Annotated in this window: 15 protein-coding genes; 5 read left to right on the top strand and 10 right to left on the bottom strand. The window is 62.9% G+C overall.

The window, feature by feature from the left end; all coding sequences use genetic code 11:
- Positions 1-104 precede the first annotated feature (104 nt).
- Entirely contained in the window at positions 105-533 is a 429-nt protein-coding gene (locus tag NXT3_RS18060; protein ID WP_037417711.1) for a Fur family transcriptional regulator, read from the top strand.
- Between the two features lie 46 nt (positions 534-579).
- On the opposite strand, the gene NXT3_RS18055 is transcribed toward NXT3_RS18060, so the two are convergent.
- The 10 genes from NXT3_RS18055 to NXT3_RS18010 form a co-directional block, all read right to left on the bottom strand.
- Entirely contained in the window at positions 580-1167 is a 588-nt protein-coding gene (locus tag NXT3_RS18055) for a deaminase (protein ID WP_104839803.1), read from the bottom strand.
- Between the two features lie 97 nt (positions 1168-1264).
- The gene (locus tag NXT3_RS18050; protein ID WP_104840034.1) at positions 1265-2737 is read right to left on the bottom strand and encodes a nucleobase:cation symporter-2 family protein; all 1473 of its coding nucleotides are present in this window, start codon (positions 2735-2737) and stop codon (positions 1265-1267) included.
- 280 nt (positions 2738-3017) lie between these two features.
- A complete protein-coding gene (locus tag NXT3_RS18045; protein ID WP_037417705.1) occupies positions 3018-4742 on the bottom strand; it encodes an ABC transporter substrate-binding protein in 1725 nt (574 codons plus the stop codon).
- A gap of 80 nt (positions 4743-4822) precedes the next feature.
- A complete protein-coding gene (locus tag NXT3_RS18040; protein WP_097526174.1) occupies positions 4823-5104 on the bottom strand; it encodes a DUF2160 domain-containing protein in 282 nt (93 codons plus the stop codon).
- A gap of 30 nt (positions 5105-5134) precedes the next feature.
- Complete coding sequence (locus NXT3_RS18035; RefSeq protein WP_018235192.1) at positions 5135-5959, bottom strand: carbohydrate ABC transporter permease; 825 nt, start codon at positions 5957-5959, stop codon at positions 5135-5137.
- A gap of 20 nt (positions 5960-5979) precedes the next feature.
- Positions 5980-6846, bottom strand: coding sequence for a carbohydrate ABC transporter permease (locus NXT3_RS18030; protein WP_037417699.1), 867 nt, complete (start codon positions 6844-6846; stop codon positions 5980-5982).
- 1 nt (position 6847) lies between these two features.
- Positions 6848-7918 carry an ABC transporter ATP-binding protein gene (locus NXT3_RS18025; RefSeq protein WP_037417696.1) on the bottom strand — a complete coding sequence of 357 codons (1071 nt, stop codon included), beginning with the start codon at positions 7916-7918 and terminating at the stop codon, positions 6848-6850.
- A 22-nt stretch (positions 7919-7940) separates the two neighbouring features.
- On the bottom strand, positions 7941-9011 hold the full coding sequence (locus NXT3_RS18020; RefSeq protein ID WP_037417693.1) for an ABC transporter ATP-binding protein: 1071 nt from the start codon (positions 9009-9011) through the stop codon (positions 7941-7943).
- Positions 9012-9052: 41 nt separating this feature from the next.
- Positions 9053-10570 (bottom strand): glycerol-3-phosphate dehydrogenase, encoded by a 1518-nt coding sequence (gene glpD / locus NXT3_RS18015; protein WP_097526176.1) that lies wholly within the window; start codon positions 10568-10570, stop codon positions 9053-9055.
- A gap of 128 nt (positions 10571-10698) precedes the next feature.
- The gene (locus NXT3_RS18010; protein ID WP_037417687.1) at positions 10699-11463 is read right to left on the bottom strand and encodes a DeoR/GlpR family DNA-binding transcription regulator; all 765 of its coding nucleotides are present in this window, start codon (positions 11461-11463) and stop codon (positions 10699-10701) included.
- 179 nt (positions 11464-11642) lie between these two features.
- Between NXT3_RS18010 and NXT3_RS18005 the strand changes: the two genes are divergently transcribed.
- The 4 genes from NXT3_RS18005 to NXT3_RS17990 all read left to right on the top strand — a co-directional run bounded on the left by NXT3_RS18005 (position 11643) and on the right by NXT3_RS17990 (position 15758).
- The gene (locus tag NXT3_RS18005; protein ID WP_097526177.1) at positions 11643-12413 is read left to right on the top strand and encodes an SDR family NAD(P)-dependent oxidoreductase; all 771 of its coding nucleotides are present in this window, start codon (positions 11643-11645) and stop codon (positions 12411-12413) included.
- Positions 12414-12657: 244 nt separating this feature from the next.
- Positions 12658-13551: a LysR family transcriptional regulator gene (locus tag NXT3_RS18000; protein WP_095678015.1), complete on the top strand. Its 894-nt coding sequence runs from the start codon at positions 12658-12660 to the stop codon at positions 13549-13551.
- Between the two features lie 174 nt (positions 13552-13725).
- Positions 13726-14205, top strand: a complete 480-nt coding sequence (locus NXT3_RS17995; RefSeq protein WP_037417677.1) for a formate dehydrogenase subunit gamma — start codon at positions 13726-13728, stop codon at positions 14203-14205.
- Positions 14202-15758: a formate dehydrogenase beta subunit gene (locus NXT3_RS17990; protein ID WP_097526180.1), complete on the top strand. Its 1557-nt coding sequence runs from the start codon at positions 14202-14204 to the stop codon at positions 15756-15758. The genes NXT3_RS17995 and NXT3_RS17990 overlap by 4 nt, the downstream gene beginning before the upstream one ends.
- Positions 15759-15938 lie beyond the last annotated feature (180 nt).

The raw sequence follows: 15938 nt of genomic DNA, 5'->3' as shown, positions 1-15938 counted from the left end.
AACCTGCGCTATGGGTAGGCGAATGGCCTGCATAAGTCAATGCAAATGAGAACCATTTGCAACTAGCTATTTTCAAAGCCATTGCCCTTGGCTAGTGTCGCCGGATGAGACAAGCCAAGCATCGGATCGCTGAACTGGAGGGAATTCTTCGTGAAGGAGGGGTGCGCGTCACCCGCCAACGGGCGGCGATTCTGAAGATCCTGGCCGAAGCCGAAGACCATCCGGATGCGAGCGAACTGCATCGGCGCGCCAAGGAAATCGACGCGACCGTGTCGCTCTCGACCGTCTACCGCACCCTGTCGGCGCTGGAGCAGCAGGGGGTTGTGCAGCGGCACGCTTTCGAGAATGCTACGGCCCGCTTCGAGACGGCAGACGCGCCGCATCACGACCATCTGATTGACATCGAGACCGGAGCGGTGATCGAGTTCCGCTCCGACAAGATCGAGCAACTGCAGGCGGAAATCGCTGCCGAGCTCGGCTACGACCTGGTGCGCCACCGGCTGGAGCTCTACTGCCGGAAGCGCAAGGATTGAGGGGGAAGGCTCAGTCTTCGACGGAGACCAAGCCGCGAAGGCGGGCTTAGTTCAGCGGAATGGCATTGTTCTCCTTGCCAGCTTGGTAGGCGGAGGAGAGTTCGGCATATTTCCGGCTGATCGCCTCGGCGCGCCGCTGAAGACGAGCGCGATCGATCTCCGGAAGCTCGGCGATCAGATCGGTAATCGATTGGCCCTTCCAGAAGGCGTTCGTCCGATTGTACCCGCCCGGCTCCAGTGTGAAGACTTCCTTGAGGATCTTCAGGTCGTGCGGGATCGAGAAGGAGTCGCGCGAATCCTCGTGGCTGAAGAAATAGTAGAAATTGTCGAAGCCAGCCCAGGTGATCGCCGACAGGCACATGGAGCAGGGTTCGTGCGTCGACAGGAAGATGAGGTCGCGCGAACCCGGGCGCTCGGTGCCCGCCAGTTCGTAGAATCGTTTCAAGGTATGCACTTCGCCGTGCCAGAGCGGATTCTCGGTTTCGTTGTTGGTCTCGACGAGGACGATCGAGAGATCGGATTTCCTCAGCAGTGCGGCGCCGAATATCTTGTTGCCGGCAGCGACCCCGGCTTCCGTCGCCGGGATGATGCCGTGTTCCATGGTGGTCAGGAGGGCTTCGAGCAGTCCGAGCATTTCGTGTTCTGGTGCATGACCGTTCCTTTGTTGTGTTCGCGTCCCTCGGGCGAGGCCACAATTCGATGTGGCGGTTCGGGATTACAGCGTCGCGCGTCTAGTGCGCTTCCGACGCGATCACCGGCACCTCGGTGCCTTTCGCGTCGTAGAGCTTGCCATTGAGAAAATAGTCGCCATCGTGCAGCCGCGCGATATCCTGGTATCGAAGCGTCCGCTCCGTCCCCGCGACGAACACCGATTGCTGGTCGGAGTTGCCGGTGGTCAGGTGGTTGAAGATCAGATTGAGGCTGATTGCCATCAAGGCGGCAGAACTGATGCCGGAATGGAAGATCGTCGCAAACCAGGCCGGGAAGTGCTCGTAGAAGCTGGGGGAGGCGATCGGGATCATGCCGAAGCCGATCGAGGTGGCGACGATAACGAGGTTCATATTGTTGTTGTAGTCGACCTTCGAGAGGGTGCGGATGCCGCTCGCCGCAACCGTGCCGAAGAGCACGATGCCGGCGCCACCGAGCACGGCGCTCGGAACCGCCGCCACGATGCGGCCCATGACCGGCAGCAGCCCGAGCATCACGAGAAATAGGCCGCCCGTCGCCACCACGTAGCGGCTCTTGACGCCGGTGACCGCCACCAGCCCGACATTCTGAGCAAAGGCGCTCTGGGTGAAGGAGCCGAAGACCGGCGCCACGAGGCTCGACAGCATGTCGGCCCTCAAGCCATCGCCAAGCCGGCGCGAATCCACTTTCGTCTCGATGATTTCGCCGACGGCAAGGATGTCCGCCGAGGTCTCGACCAGCGTCACCATGATGACGATGAACATCGACACGATCGCGGCAATCTCGAAGGTCGGATAGCCGAAGTAGAAGACGGTTGGAAGGGCGAAGAAGGGTCCTTCGGCCACTTTGGAGAAATCGGCCATGCCGGCGAAGTAGGCGATGCCGGTGCCGATGATCAGCGCCAGCAGGATCGAGAGCCGCGAGATCGCGGCGCTTCCGAGCTTGCTGAGCAAGAGCACGATGACGAGTGTTACCGCCGCAAGCTGGATATTGGCCGGGCTGCCGAAGTCGGGTGCGGCGCTGTTGCCGCCCATTGCCCAGCGTGCCGCGACCGGCATCAGCGTCAAGCCGATCGTGGTGATCACGATGCCTGTGACGAGCGGCGGGAAGAATCGGGTGACCCGCGAGAAGATCGGCGTGATCAGAAGACCGATCAGCGATGCGGCCATGACCGCCCCCAGCACCGACTGCATGCCGCCATTGCCGGAAATGGCGATCATCGTCGCGACGCCGGAAAAAGATACCCCCTGGACCAGGGGCAACCGGCTTCCGAAGAAAGGCAGGCCGAGAGTCTGCAGGATCGTGGCGAGGCCCCCGGCAAAAAGGGAAGCCGTGACGAGCAGGCCGATCTCGGCGGGACTGAGGCCGGCGGCCTGACCGAGGATCAGCGGCACGGCAACGATGCCGCCATACATTGTAAGCGCGTGCTGCAGGCCATAGGCCAGGTTGGCGCCGATGCCGAGCTTTTCATCCTCCGGGCGCGTCTGCGCCGCAGTTTCCTCTGCGCTGTTTGCCAAGGTAATCTCCTCCAATACCTTTGCGTGCATTCCCCACACCTCCTCCACGAGATGGGTGGCAAACTATGGCATCGGCTGCGGAGTCTGACTTTATCGAAAAAGGGGAAACAGTTTGCGGTTGTACTGCGGTAATGCGTTCGGTCAGGTCCGATGCCCCGAACAATGGTGCGGCTCCCAGCCGAAAGGAAAGCGAAAGCCGGAGCTGTTGTCAGCCCCGGCGCCGCATCTCCGTTCGTATGGCGCCGCCCGGACATCCGGGCGGCGCTTTCGTTCGCTGGACTTAGTTGGTCTGCCAGCTCTTGACCAGTTCGTCGTAATTAACGGTGATCGGCTTTTCCTTCTCGTTCTCGACCTTGAGCTGCGGAGCGAGGTTGCCGGCCTTCACCGCTTCGGCGTTCCAGTATTCGAGATCGTGCTCTTCGGCGAGCTTCGGACCGATATCGCCCTGGATGCCGGCGCGCTCGAGGCGCTGCAGCACCTTCTCCTGCTCGGCGCAAAGCGAGTCCATGGCTTCCTGCGCCGTCTTGGCGCCGGAAGACGCATCGCCGATCGCCTGCCACCACAGCTGGGCCAGCTTCGGATAATCAGGCACGTTCGTGCCGGTCGGCGACCATTGCAGGCGGGCCGGCGAACGGTAGAACTCGATCAGGCCGCCAAGCTTCGGAGCGCGCTCGGTGAAGCTCGGATGGTCGAGGGTCGACTGGCGGATGAAGGTGAGGCCGACATGGCTCTTCTTCACGTCGATGGTCTTCGAGGTGACGAACTGTGCGTAGAGCCAGGCGGCCTTGGCGCGGTCGTCCGGGGTCGACTTCAGAAGCGTCCAGGAGCCGGCGTCCTGATAGCCGAGCTTCATGCCGTCCTTCCAGTAAACGCCGTGCGGCGACGGGGCCATGCGCCATTTCGGCGTGCCGTCGGCGTTGACGACCGGCAGGCCGTCCTTGACCATGTCGGCGGTGAAGGCCGTGTACCAGAACATCTGCTGGGCGATCGCACCCTGGGCCGGAACCGGACCGGATTCGGAGAAGGTCATCCCTTGAGCTTCCGGCGGAGCGTAGTTCTTCAGCCAGGTCAGGTATTTCTCGATCGAATAGACTGCAGCCGGGCCGTTGGTGTCGCCGCCGCGTGCGACGCAGGAGCCGACCGGACGCGAGTTCTCGTCGACCTTGATGCCCCACTCGTCGACCGGGCGGCCGTTCGGGATGCCCTTGTCGCCGTTGCCGGCCATCGACAGCCAGGCGTCGGTGAAGCGCCAGCCGAGCGACGGGTCCTTCTTGCCGTAGTCCATGTGGCCATAGACCTTCTTACCGTCGATCTCTCGGCCGTTGAAGAACTCGGCAATGTCCTCATAGGCCGACCAGTTGACCGGAACGCCGAGGTCGTAGCCGTACTTGGCCTTGAACTCTTCCTGAATCTTAGGATCGTTGAACCAGTCGTAGCGGAACCAATAGAGGTTGGCGAACTGCTGGTCGGGAAGCTGGTAGAGCTTGCCGTCCGGTGCGGTGGTGAAGGACTTGCCGATGAAGTCGTCGATGTCGAGGTTCGGGTTGGTGACGTCCTTGCCCTCGTTGGCCATCCAGTCGGTCAGGTTGCGGGCCTGCTGGTAGCGCCAATGGGTGCCGATGAGGTCGGAGTCGTTGATATAGGCGTCGTAGACGTTCTCGCCCGACTGCATCTGCGTCTGCAGCTTTTCGACGACGTCGCCTTCGCCGATCAGGTCGTGCGTGACCTTGATTCCAGTGATGTCGGAGAAGGCCTTGGCCAGGGTCTTCGCTTCATACTCGTGCGTGGTAATCGTTTCGGAAACGACCTTGATCTCCATGCCGGCAAAGGGCTTCGCCGCATCGACGAACCATTGCATTTCCGCTTCCTGGGACGCGCGGTCGAGCGAGGAGAGATCGCCGATTTCCTTGTCGAGGAACTGCTTCGCCTCGTCCATGCCGGCGAAGGCCGTCCCGGTAAGTGCCAGCAGCATCGCCGCCGTCGTAGTCAAAAGATGCCGTCGCATAAATTTCCTCCCTTTGGGTTTTGCGATTGCGTTTCCTTGCAGTTTCGAAGGGCGCAACCGGCGCCCTTCATTCCGATGCCTCAGACGTAGCGGAACACGGCGATGGCGTAGATCACCGAGAGGGCAACCGCCCACCAGAGATTTGCGCCGACCAGCCCGAGCCAACCGAGGTGAATGAATGCACTTCCGAGCAGCGAGACGAAGAGCCGGTCACCGCGGGTCGTCTCGAAGCGCAGGACCCCGACGCGTGGGTTTCCGCCTGGCGAGACATATTCCCAGACGCCCATGCCGACGAGCATCAGCGCGATCGCCAGGAAAAACAGCGCTGTCGGCAGCGTCCATGCCATCCATGAAAAGTCCATTGGCGAAATCTCCCTTGAATGGTTTCAGCTCTAGACGCGGCCGAGCGCGAAGCCCTTGGCGATGTAATTGCGGACGAAGTAGATGACGAGCGCGCCCGGGATGATCGTCAGCACGCCGGCGGCGGCAAGCACGCCCCAGTCGAGACCGGAGGCCGAAACCGTCCGCGTCATCGTCGCGGCGATCGGCTTGGCGTCGGTGGTCGTCAGCGTGCGGGCGATCAGAAGTTCGACCCAGGAGAACATGAAGCAGAAGAACGCGGCGACGCCGATGCCCGAGGCGATCAACGGCACGAAGATCTTCACGAAGAAGCGCGGGAAGGAATAGCCGTCGATATAGGCGGTCTCGTCGATCTCCTTCGGCACGCCGGACATGAAGCCCTCGAGGATCCAGACGGCGAGCGGCACGTTGAACAGGCAGTGGGCGATCGCCACGGCGATATGTGTGTCGATCAGGCCGAAGGCGGAATAGAGCTGGAAGAACGGCAGCGCGAACACCGCCGGGGGCGCCATCCGGTTGGTCAGGAGCCAGAAGAATAGGTGCTTGTCGCCGAGGAAGCGGTAGCGCGAGAAGGCATAGGCCGCCGGCAGCGCCACGCTGACCGAGATCAGTGTGTTCATCACCACGTAGGTGATCGAGTTGATGTAGCCGTTGTACCACGAGGGGTCGGTGAAGATCACCGCGTAATTGCGGAGCGTCGGGTTCTGCGGCCAGAGCGAAAAGGTGCTGAGGATCTCGCTGGTCTCCTTGAAGCTCATGTTGACGAGCCAGTAGATCGGCAGGAGCAGGAAGACGATGTAGATCGTCGGCACCAGCCAGGAGAGGCGCTGCGAAAGCGGTTGCTTGTTGGTCATCATGATGTCTCCTCCCTTCTTTCTCAGCCCTGCGCGTCGCTGGTGGTCATCACGGTGTAGAAGATCCACGACAAGAGCAGGATGATGAGGAAGTAGATGATCGAGAGGGCTGCGGCGGGGCCGAGATCGAACTGGCCGATCGCCATCTTGACGAGATCGATCGACAGGAAGGTCGTCGAGTTGCCCGGACCGCCGCCGGTGACGACGAAGGGTTCCGTATAGATCATGAAGCTGTCCATGAAGCGCAGCAGGAAGGCAATCAAGAGCACCCGCTTCATCTTCGGCAGCTGTATGTAGCGGAACACGGACCAGCGCGAGGCGCCGTCGATCTTGGCGGCCTGGTAATAGGCATCCGGGATTGACACGAGGCCGGCATAGCAGAGCAGCACGACGAGGCTCGTCCAGTGCCAGACGTCCATGATGATCAGCGTCACCCAGGCGTCGAGCGGGTTTTGCACGTAGTTGTAGTTGATGCCGAGCGTGGCGAGCGTGCGGCCGAGCAGGCCGATGTCGACCCGGCCGAAGACCTGCCAGATGGTGCCGACGACGTTCCACGGGATCAACAGCGGCAGCGCCATCAGCACCAGGCAGATCGGCACGCCGATCCCCTTCTTCGGCATGTTGAGGGCGATCACGATGCCGAGCGGGATCTCGATCGCCAGGATGATCGCCGAGAAGACCAGGTTGCGGGTCAGCGCATCCCAGAAGCGATCGGATTCGAGCACGTCCATGAACCAGTCGGTGCCGGCCCAGAAGAATTCGTTGTTGCCGAAGGTGTCCTGTACCGAATAGTTGACGACAGTCATCAGCGGGATCACCGCCGAGAAGGCGACGAGCACCAGAACCGGCAGGACCATGAACCAGGCCTTGTTGTTCCAGGTCTTTTCCATGTCAGGCCTCCTCGCCGATGCGCCAGGAATCGGCGTAGATATTGATTGCCTTCGGGTCGAAGGTGACGCGCGGTTCGGCGGGGATCTCGCCGTCCTCGTCGACGATGATCGAGATCGGCCGGTCGGCGAAGCGGGCGCGGACGATCTTGTGGCGACCGATATCCTCGACCTTGGTGATCGCCACCGGCATGCCCTCGCGGCCGAGCGAGATGAATTCCGGCCGAATGCCGAGCTCGGTCTTGGCGCCGGGCGCCACCTGCGGCTGGAAATTAAGGGCGATGCTCTCGCCGCCGACCGCTGCCCTGTTGCCGGCGATCTCGGCCGGCAGGACGTTCATGCCCGGCGAGCCAATGAAATAGCCGACGAAGGTGTGGCGCGGACGCTCGAAGAGCTCGGCCGGCGTGCCGATCTGGACGATCTGGCCGTCATACATGACGACGACCTTGTCGGCGAAGGTGAGCGCCTCGGTCTGGTCGTGGGTGACATAGACCATGGTGAAGCCGAACTGCTTGTGCAGGCGCTTGATCTGCGAGCGCAGTACCCATTTCATCTCGGGATCGATGACGGTCAGCGGCTCGTCGAACAGGATGGCGCTGACGTCGGAGCGCACCAGGCCGCGGCCGAGCGAGATCTTCTGCTTCTGGTCGGCGGTCAGCCCCCGCGCGGTCTTGTTCGCCCAGCCGCCGAGGCCGGTCATCTCGATAATCTCCTTGACGCGGTGGTCGACCTCGGCCTCCGGCACATGGCGGTTGCGCAAGGGGAAGGCGAGATTGTCGTAGACGGTCATGGTGTCGTAGATGACCGGAAACTGGAACACCTGGGCGATGTTGCGATGCTGTGTCGTCAGCTGCGTCACGTCGGTGCCGTCGAACAGGATGCGGCCTTCCGACGGGTTGATCAGCCCCGAAATGATGTTGAGCAGCGTGGTCTTGCCGCAGCCGGAAGGACCGAGCAGCGCATAGGCGCCGCCGTCGTTCCATTCGTGATGGACTTCCTTCAGCGCGTAGTCGGCTTCCGACTTGGGCTTGGCGCCATAGGCGTGGCGGATATGTTCGAGATTGATGCGTGCCATGGTCTCCTCCCAGCGCCTCCCTTTACGCGGTCCCGCCGGTCGCCCGGCCGTCCGGCCCGAAGGCCATCAGGTGGCGGGTGTCGACGAAGACCTCGAGGGTCGCGTCCGGTTCGATGTCGTGAATGCCGGGCGCCAGCATGACCCAGCGCGCATCGGCGAAGCCGACGTGAATAAAGCTTTCCGAGCCGGCGATCTCGGAAATCGCCGTCTTGACGGTGAGCGGATTGCCACTGCCGTCGGGGTGGTCGAGAGAGATGTGGTGCGGCTGGAAGGCGACCGTGCACGGCCCGTCGGCAACAGCCGCGAGATGCGCGGGAACGGAAAGCACCGGCTTACCTTCGAGCGTGAAATGGGAGCCGGCTTTCACCAGCGCGATCGTGTTGAGCGGCGGATCGGCGAAGGTGCGGGCGGTGACGATGTCCACCGGGCGGCGGTAGACGTCGATGGTGCTGCCGAACTGGGTGATGCGGCCCTCGCTCAAGGCGGCGGTATTGCCACCGAGCAGCAGCGCTTCCGAAGGTTCCGTCGTCGCATAGACGAAGATCGCGCCGGAAGCCGCGAAGATCTTCGGCAGTTCCTCGCGCAGTTCCTCGCGCAGCTTGTAGTCGAGATTGGCGAGCGGCTCGTCGAGCAGCACCAGGTCGGCATTCTTGACGATGGCGCGGGCAAGCGCGGTGCGCTGCTGCTGGCCGCCGGAGAGATTGAGCGGCGTGCGGTCGAGATAGGGGGTGAGCTTCAGGAGCTCGGCGGCCTTGCGGACCTCCCGGTCGATTGTGGCGTTGTCGACACCCTTGATCCGCATCGGCGAGGCAATGTTGTCGTAGACCGTCATCGCCGGATAGTTGATGAACTGCTGGTAAACCATGGCGACGGAGCGCTGCTGGACCCGCACGCCGGTGACGTCGGCGCCGTCGAAATGGATCGAACCGGAGGCCGGTTTGTCGAGGCCAGCCATCAGCCGCATCAGCGACGTCTTGCCGGACAGCGTCGGGCCGAGCAGCACGTTGAGCGACCCGCGCTCCAGCACAAGGTCGGTCGGGTGGATATGCGTTTCCCCGCCCACGACCTTGGATATGTTCTTCATTGCAAGCATCGAATTCTCCACCCAGCCATCGGCATTTCAGTTGCAGGACATCAGGCGGCGGCGCTGGCCGCGTCCCGCATGTATTCCTCCAGCTCCGCTACTTCCGCCCGCGACAGCTTCAGTCCCAGCTTTGTCCGGCGCCAAAGCACGTCCTCCGCACGCAATGCCCATTCCTGTGCGATGAGCCAATCGACCTCGGCCGCATAGAGATCGGCTCCGAAGCGCCTTCCGAGATCGGCCTCGCTTGCGGCATTGTCGAGAAGCTGCTTCGCGCGCGTGCCATACAGGCGCACCAGTCGGCGGGCATGCGAAGCCGCCAGAAAGGGATAGTGCGCTTTCAATTTGGAGACCTCGGCATCGTAACCCGCAGCCGGAAAATCGCCGCCCGGCAGATGCGATCCGGCCGTCCACTTGCCGCCCTTGGCCCCGATCGCTTCACCGATCTTATCGAGTGCCGCTTCGGCCAGCCGCCGGTAGGTCGTGAGCTTGCCGCCGAAGATATTGAGGAGCGGCGCCTGGCCGGTCTGGCCTTCGAGACGCAGCACATAGTCGCGCGTCGCCTCCTGCGCCTTGCTTGCCCCGTCGTCATAGAGCGGGCGGACCGCCGAATAGGTCCAGACAATGTCGTCCTTAGTCACCGGATCGCTGAAATACTCACTCGCCGATCTGCAGAGATAATCGATCTCTGCGTCGCTGATGCGCACCTCGGCCGGATTGCCGGTGAAATCCCGGTCGGTGGTGCCTATCAGGGTGAAATCGTCTTGGTAGGGAATGGCGAACATGATCCGTCCGTCCGGGTTCTGGAAGAAATAGGCGCGCGGATCGTCGAACTTCTTCCTCAGGACGATGTGGCTGCCCTGGACCAGGCGGACATTGTGGACGTCGTTCTTGCCGATCGCATCGGCGAGCACTCGGTCGACCCAGGGGCCGGTGGCATTGACGAGCAGACGGGCGCGCACCGTTTCGCGCTTGCCGGTAAGCGCGTCCTCGGTTTCGACCACCCAGCGGCCGTCGCCGCGGCGGGCCGAGACGACGCGGGTGCGGGCCATGATCCTTGCGCCGCGGTCGGCGGCATCGCGGGCGTTCAGCACCACCAGCCGGGCATCGTCGACCCAGCCGTCGGAATATTCGAAGGCCTTGACGAAGAGGCGCTTCAGCGGCGCGGCGGCCGGATCGCGGGTCATGTCCAGCGTGCTCGTCGCCGGCAGCAGCTTGCGGCCGCCGATATGGTCGTAAAGAAAGAGGCCGAGGCGGATCAGCCAAGCCGGCCGCAGGCCGCCCTTGTGATAGGGTAGAACGAAGCGCATCGGCCAGATGACATGCGGCGCCATTGCCCAGAGCACCTCGCGCTCCATCAGCGCCTCGCGCACCAGCCGGAACTCGTAATGCTCGAGATAGCGCAGGCCGCCATGAATGAGCTTGGTGGAGCCGGACGAGGTGCCGGAGGCGAAGTCGTCCATTTCGGCAAGGGCGACCGAATATCCCCGGCCGACCGCATCACGCGCAATGCCGCATCCGTTGATGCCGCCGCCTATGACAAAGACGTCGAAGATTGCCTGCTCTGACACCGCGATTGCCCCTCCACTTTTCGCAATGCACAAATTTATGTCATCGCGAAAGTGAAGGCAGTTAAAATGAAAACATTTCGAATGTCAAACGAATGTTTCCCGAATCTCGCCGCAGCCCGCCGGCGCGCTCAAGCCTCGGTTTCGACCAGCTTGACCCCTTGCTCGGAACAGATCTTGCGAACGTTTTCAATGATGCACCGGTCGGTGATGAAGGTCTGGACCTGGGAGATATGGCCGATCCGCACAGGCGCGGTGCGTTCGAACTTCGTGGAATCGGACACGAGGATGACGTGCCGGGCGTTGGCGATGATCGCCTGTGCGACTTTCACCTCGCGATAGTCGAAATCGAGAAGCGCGCCGTCGTGGTCGATCGCGGAGGCGCCGATGACCGCGAAATCGACCTTAAACTGCCTGATGAAATCGACCGCCGCCTCGCCGACGATGCCGCCGTCCGAACCGCGCACGACGCCGCCGGCGATCACCACCTCGATCGAGGGGAAGACCCGCAACCGATTGGCGACATTGATATTGTTGGTGATGACCATCAGTTCCTTGTGGTCGAGAAGCGCTTCTCCGACCGCTTCGGTGGTGGTGCCGATATTGATGAAGAGCGAGGCGTTGTCGGGGATGAGGGCGGCGGCGGCTCGGCCGATGGCCTGTTTCTCCGACGCGGCGATCTGGCGGCGCGCGTCGTATTTCACGTTCTCCTTGCCGCTCGGAAAGATCGCGCCGCCATGGATGCGGTTCAGGACCCGGGCATCGCAGAGGTCGTTCAGGTCCTTGCGGATCGTCTGCGGCGTCACCGAGAAACGCTGCGCGAGTTCCTCGACGAGCACCCGGCCCTCGGCCTTGGCCAGTTCCAGGATCTCCGCTTGCCGTCCGCTGAGATACATGCTTCGCTCCCTCTGCTTTCGTTTGCTTTCATAATATGCAAAAACGAAAGCAGCGCAATTTCAGAATCAGCGCTTGGTTGCGGTTTGGCAGTTCGACTGCAGCAATCGCCGCGGCCAACCATTGCAATCCGTCATGCGATGCGCCAGCGTGGTTTTCCGAGAGGGAGGTAGGCAAGCCCATGTATCATCCGGCCTTGTTCAAGGGCATGAATGTGGTGGTGACCGGCGCCGGCCGGGGCATTGGTCTCGAGGTTGCGCGGGAGTTCCTCGATTGCGGTGCGCGCGTGCTGGTCCATGTCGGCCGGACGCTTTCCGATGTCCGCCCCGATTTTCTCGACCTGGCGGCGGGGGAGGGCAGGGCGTTTCTCGCGGCGGCGGATTTTCTCGTCCCCCGGGGCGTCAAGTCCCTTGCCGACGAGGTGAGGAGCCGTTTCGACAGCCTCGACGTTCTCGTCAACAATGCCGGCACGATGGTCGGCCGCTTTCCGGCTGCTGATTTGACCGACGACGAATACCGGACGATCGTCCAGCTCAATCAGACCTCGGTCGTGGAGATGACCCGGGCGATGCTGCCGCTCCTACGCAAGGGCGCGCATCCGGCGATCGTCAATACGGTGTCGATCTCGGCGCGCTCCGGCGGCAGCGCCGGTTCGTCGATCTATTCCGCTACAAAGGCCTTCATCGCCACCTATTCCAAGGCGTTGGCGCGCGAACTGGCACCGGAAGGCATCCGCGTCAATTGCGTCTCGCCCGGCACGATCACCACCGATTTCCACGAGCGCTATTCGACGCCCGACAAGCTGGAGGCGACGCGCAGGTCGATTCCGCTCGGACGGCTCGGAACCGCCGAGGATTGCGCCCCTGCCTATCTCTTCCTCGCCTCGCATGCGCTTTCCGGCTATATCACCGGCCAGGTGCTGGAGGTGAATGGTGGGCAGTTGATCTGCTAGGAGTTGCGCGAGTCGTGCGCGGTTCCGCCCCTCATCCGCCTGCCGGCACCTTCTTCCCGCATGCGGAGAGAAGGGATATGCCGCGCCGTTGAGGTCCCTCTTTCCGGCACTCAGGGAGAAGGAGCAAGCGGCTTCGGCGCGTGGCAGAAGGGACAAGCCGGGCGATTCCGGTCCCCTCTCCCCGCGTGCGGGGAGAGGGCTAGGGTGAGGGGCTGTCGCCAGCAGCGATTTCTAAGGGCGAGAAATGATCGACAAACTGGAATTCTTCCTCGTCCTTGCCCGCGAACGGCATTTTGGTCGCGCGGCGGAAGAGTGCGGCGTGACGCAGCCGACGCTGTCGGCGGCGATCCGCCAGCTCGAGGACCAGCTCGGCGTCATTCTCGTCAATCGCGGCTCGCGCTTTCAGGGGCTGACGCCGGAGGGCCAGCGGGTGCTGGAATGGGCGCGGCGGATCGTCGGCGATACGCGCACCATGCGCGAGGAGATGCGCGCGGCGCGCAAGGGCCTTTCCGGCCACATCCGCCTCGCCGCCATCCCGACGACGCTTTCCATGGTGCCGCTCATCACCGCTCCCTTTCAGGAGAAGCATCCCGACGTCACCTTTTCGGTACTTTCGACCACGTCGCTGCAGATCCTGGCGCTGCTCGAAAATCTCGAGATCGACGCGGGACTGACCTATCTGGAGAACGAACCGCTCGGCCGCGTCACTAGCGTGCCGCTTCAGATCGAGCAATATCATCTGGTTACCGCCGCCGAGAGCCCGCTTTCCGATCGCGAAAGCGTGACCTGGAAGGAAGTTAGCAATATTCGGCTTTGTCTATTGACGGCCGACATGCAGAACCGGCGCATCATCAATCAGCATTTTGCCGAAGCCGGCGCGGTGGCGAGCCCAACGCTCGAATCGAACTCGATGATCGTCCTCTTTTCCCACGTAAGGACAGGACGCTGGGCGAGCATCATGCCTCATAACGTCGCGAAATCCTTCGGGTTTCCTCAGGATATCCGGTTGATTCCGATCGTCGAGCCCGACGTGCGCCACACGGTCGGCCTGGTGGCGACCTATCGTGAGCCGTTTACGCCATTGGTCTCGGCCTTGCTGCACGAGGCACGCATGCTCAGCGAGCGCAATGCCGTTTAATAGATTTTTTCTATCGATCGACGGAACAGCATTATTGACCCTTCTGCCCTTAAGCGCGAAGCTTATTGCCTGTCGCAGAGGCGAAGAGGCTCCGATCTCTGCAACAGCCTATGAAATCTGGCGTGGCGGTCCAATCAAGACCTCGATGCGCCGCGAGCCGGGAGGGCTCTTCGGGTGAATATTCATCTGCCGCGCGCAGACGTGACCGAGCGCACGCTGGCGATCGTCGGCGAACTCAAGGGGCTGGAAGGCCCGCTTCTGCCGATCCTGCACGAGATCCAGGACGAGTTCGGCTATGTGCCGCAGGAATGCCTGCCGGTGATCGCCCGCGAACTCAACCTGTCGCGTGCCGAAGTCTACGGCGTCGTCACCTTCTACCACGATTTCCGCGAGCACCCGGCCGGACGGCATGTGTTGAAACTCTGTCGTGCCGAGGCCTGTCAGTCGATGGGCGGCGATCGGCTTGCCGAGCGCGCCAAGGCGCTGCTCGGCATCGATTTCCACGAGACGACGCCGGACGGCGCCGTGACGCTCGAACCGGTCTACTGTCTCGGGCTCTGTTCCTGCTCGCCGTCGGCGATGCTCGATGGCGAGGTGTATGCGCGGCTTGACGATGCGGAGCTCGAGGCGCTGGTCGCGGAGGCACGCCGATGACCGTGAAGATCTACATTCCACGCGATGCCGCAGCGATTGCCCTTGGCGCCGAAAAGGTGGCGGCAGCAATGGCCGAGGCGGTCGCGGCGCGCGGCCTCGACGCAACGATCATCCGCAACGGCTCGCGCGGCATGCACTGGCTTGAACCGCTAGTCGAGGTCGAAACCGCCGAGGGGCGCATTGGCTACGGTCCGGTGAGGGCCCGCGACGTCGCCTCGCTCCTCGATGCCGGGTTCATCTCGGGCGACGCGCATCCGCTCTGCCTCGGCAAGACGGAAGAGATCCCCTTCCTCAAGAACCAGACGCGGCTGACCTTCGCGCGCTGCGGAGTCATCGATCCCCTGTCGCTCGACGACTATCGCGCCCATGGGGGCCTGTGCGGTCTTCAGAAGTCCGTCTCGCTGGCGCCGGCGGCGATCGTCGCCGAAGTTACCGAAAGCGGCCTGCGCGGTCGCGGTGGTGCGGGCTTCCCGACCGGCATCAAATGGAAGACCGTCCTCGAAACGGCGGGGCCGCAAAAATACATCGTCTGCAATGCCGACGAGGGCGACAGCGGTACCTTCGCCGACCGGATGATTATGGAGGGCGACCCCTTCGTGCTTATCGAGGGCATGGCAATCGCCGGCATCGCAACAGGCGCCACCAAGGGTTACGTCTACACCCGCTCAGAATATCCGCATGCGATCGCGGCGATGAGCGCTGCGATCGAGGTCGCGCGCGCCGCCGGCGTGCTCGGCACCTCCGTTCTCGGTTCGGCGCATGCCTTCGACATGGAAGTCAGGACCGGCGCCGGCGCCTATGTCTGCGGCGAGGAGACGTCGCTGTTGAACAGTCTCGAGGGCAAGCGCGGGCTGGTGCGCGCCAAGCCGCCGCTGCCGGCCCACAAGGGTCTGTTCGATTGCCCGACGGTCATCAACAACGTCATCTCGCTCGCTTCGGTGCCGGTGATTCTCGAGAAGGGCGCCGCCTACTACCGCGATTTCGGCATGGGCCGCTCGCGCGGTACGATCCCGATCCAGATCGCCGGCAACGTCAAGCATGCCGGCCTCTACGAGACGGCGTTCGGCCTTACTCTCGGTGAGATCGTTGACGCGATCGGAGGCGGCACGGCAAGCGGCCGACCGGTTAAAGCGGTGCAGGTCGGCGGTCCGCTCGGCGCCTATTTCCCGCGGGCGCTGTTCGATACGCCGTTCGATTACGAGGCCTTCGCGGCGAAAGATGGGCTGATCGGCCATGCCGGCATCGTGGTTTTCGACGACACGGCCGACATGCTGAAGCAGGCGCGCTTCGCCATGGAGTTCTGCGCCGTAGAGAGCTGCGGTAAGTGCACGCCCTGCCGCATCGGCTCAACCCGCGGTGTCGAGGTGGCGGACAAGATCGCTGCCGGCATCGAACCGGAGAAGAACCGCGAACTGCTCGCCGATCTCTGCAACACGATGAAGTTCGGCTCGCTCTGCGCCCTCGGCGGCTTCACGCCCTATCCGGTGATGAGCGCCATGACACATTTCCCGGAGGATTTCGAGCCCGCGCCGGTGGTGGAGGCTGCGGAATGATGAACGCGGCGAACACCCCCCTCTGGCCTGCCGGGCATCTCCCCCACAAGGGGGGACATCGACTCGCGGCTGGCCGCCCGCTCCCGCCAAAACGATTCTGCGGGTGGAATTCTCCGGTGTGGATGCAGAACGTGCCACATCCATTCTCCCCCCTTATGGGGGAGATGCCCGGGAAAGCAG

Origin of the sequence: Sinorhizobium fredii (assembly GCF_002944405.1) — a bacterium.
GTDB lineage: Bacteria > Pseudomonadota > Alphaproteobacteria > Rhizobiales > Rhizobiaceae > Sinorhizobium > Sinorhizobium fredii_C.
The sequence above is the reverse complement of the archived record's forward strand: the minus strand, read 5'-3'. Positions and strand labels throughout refer to the sequence as shown.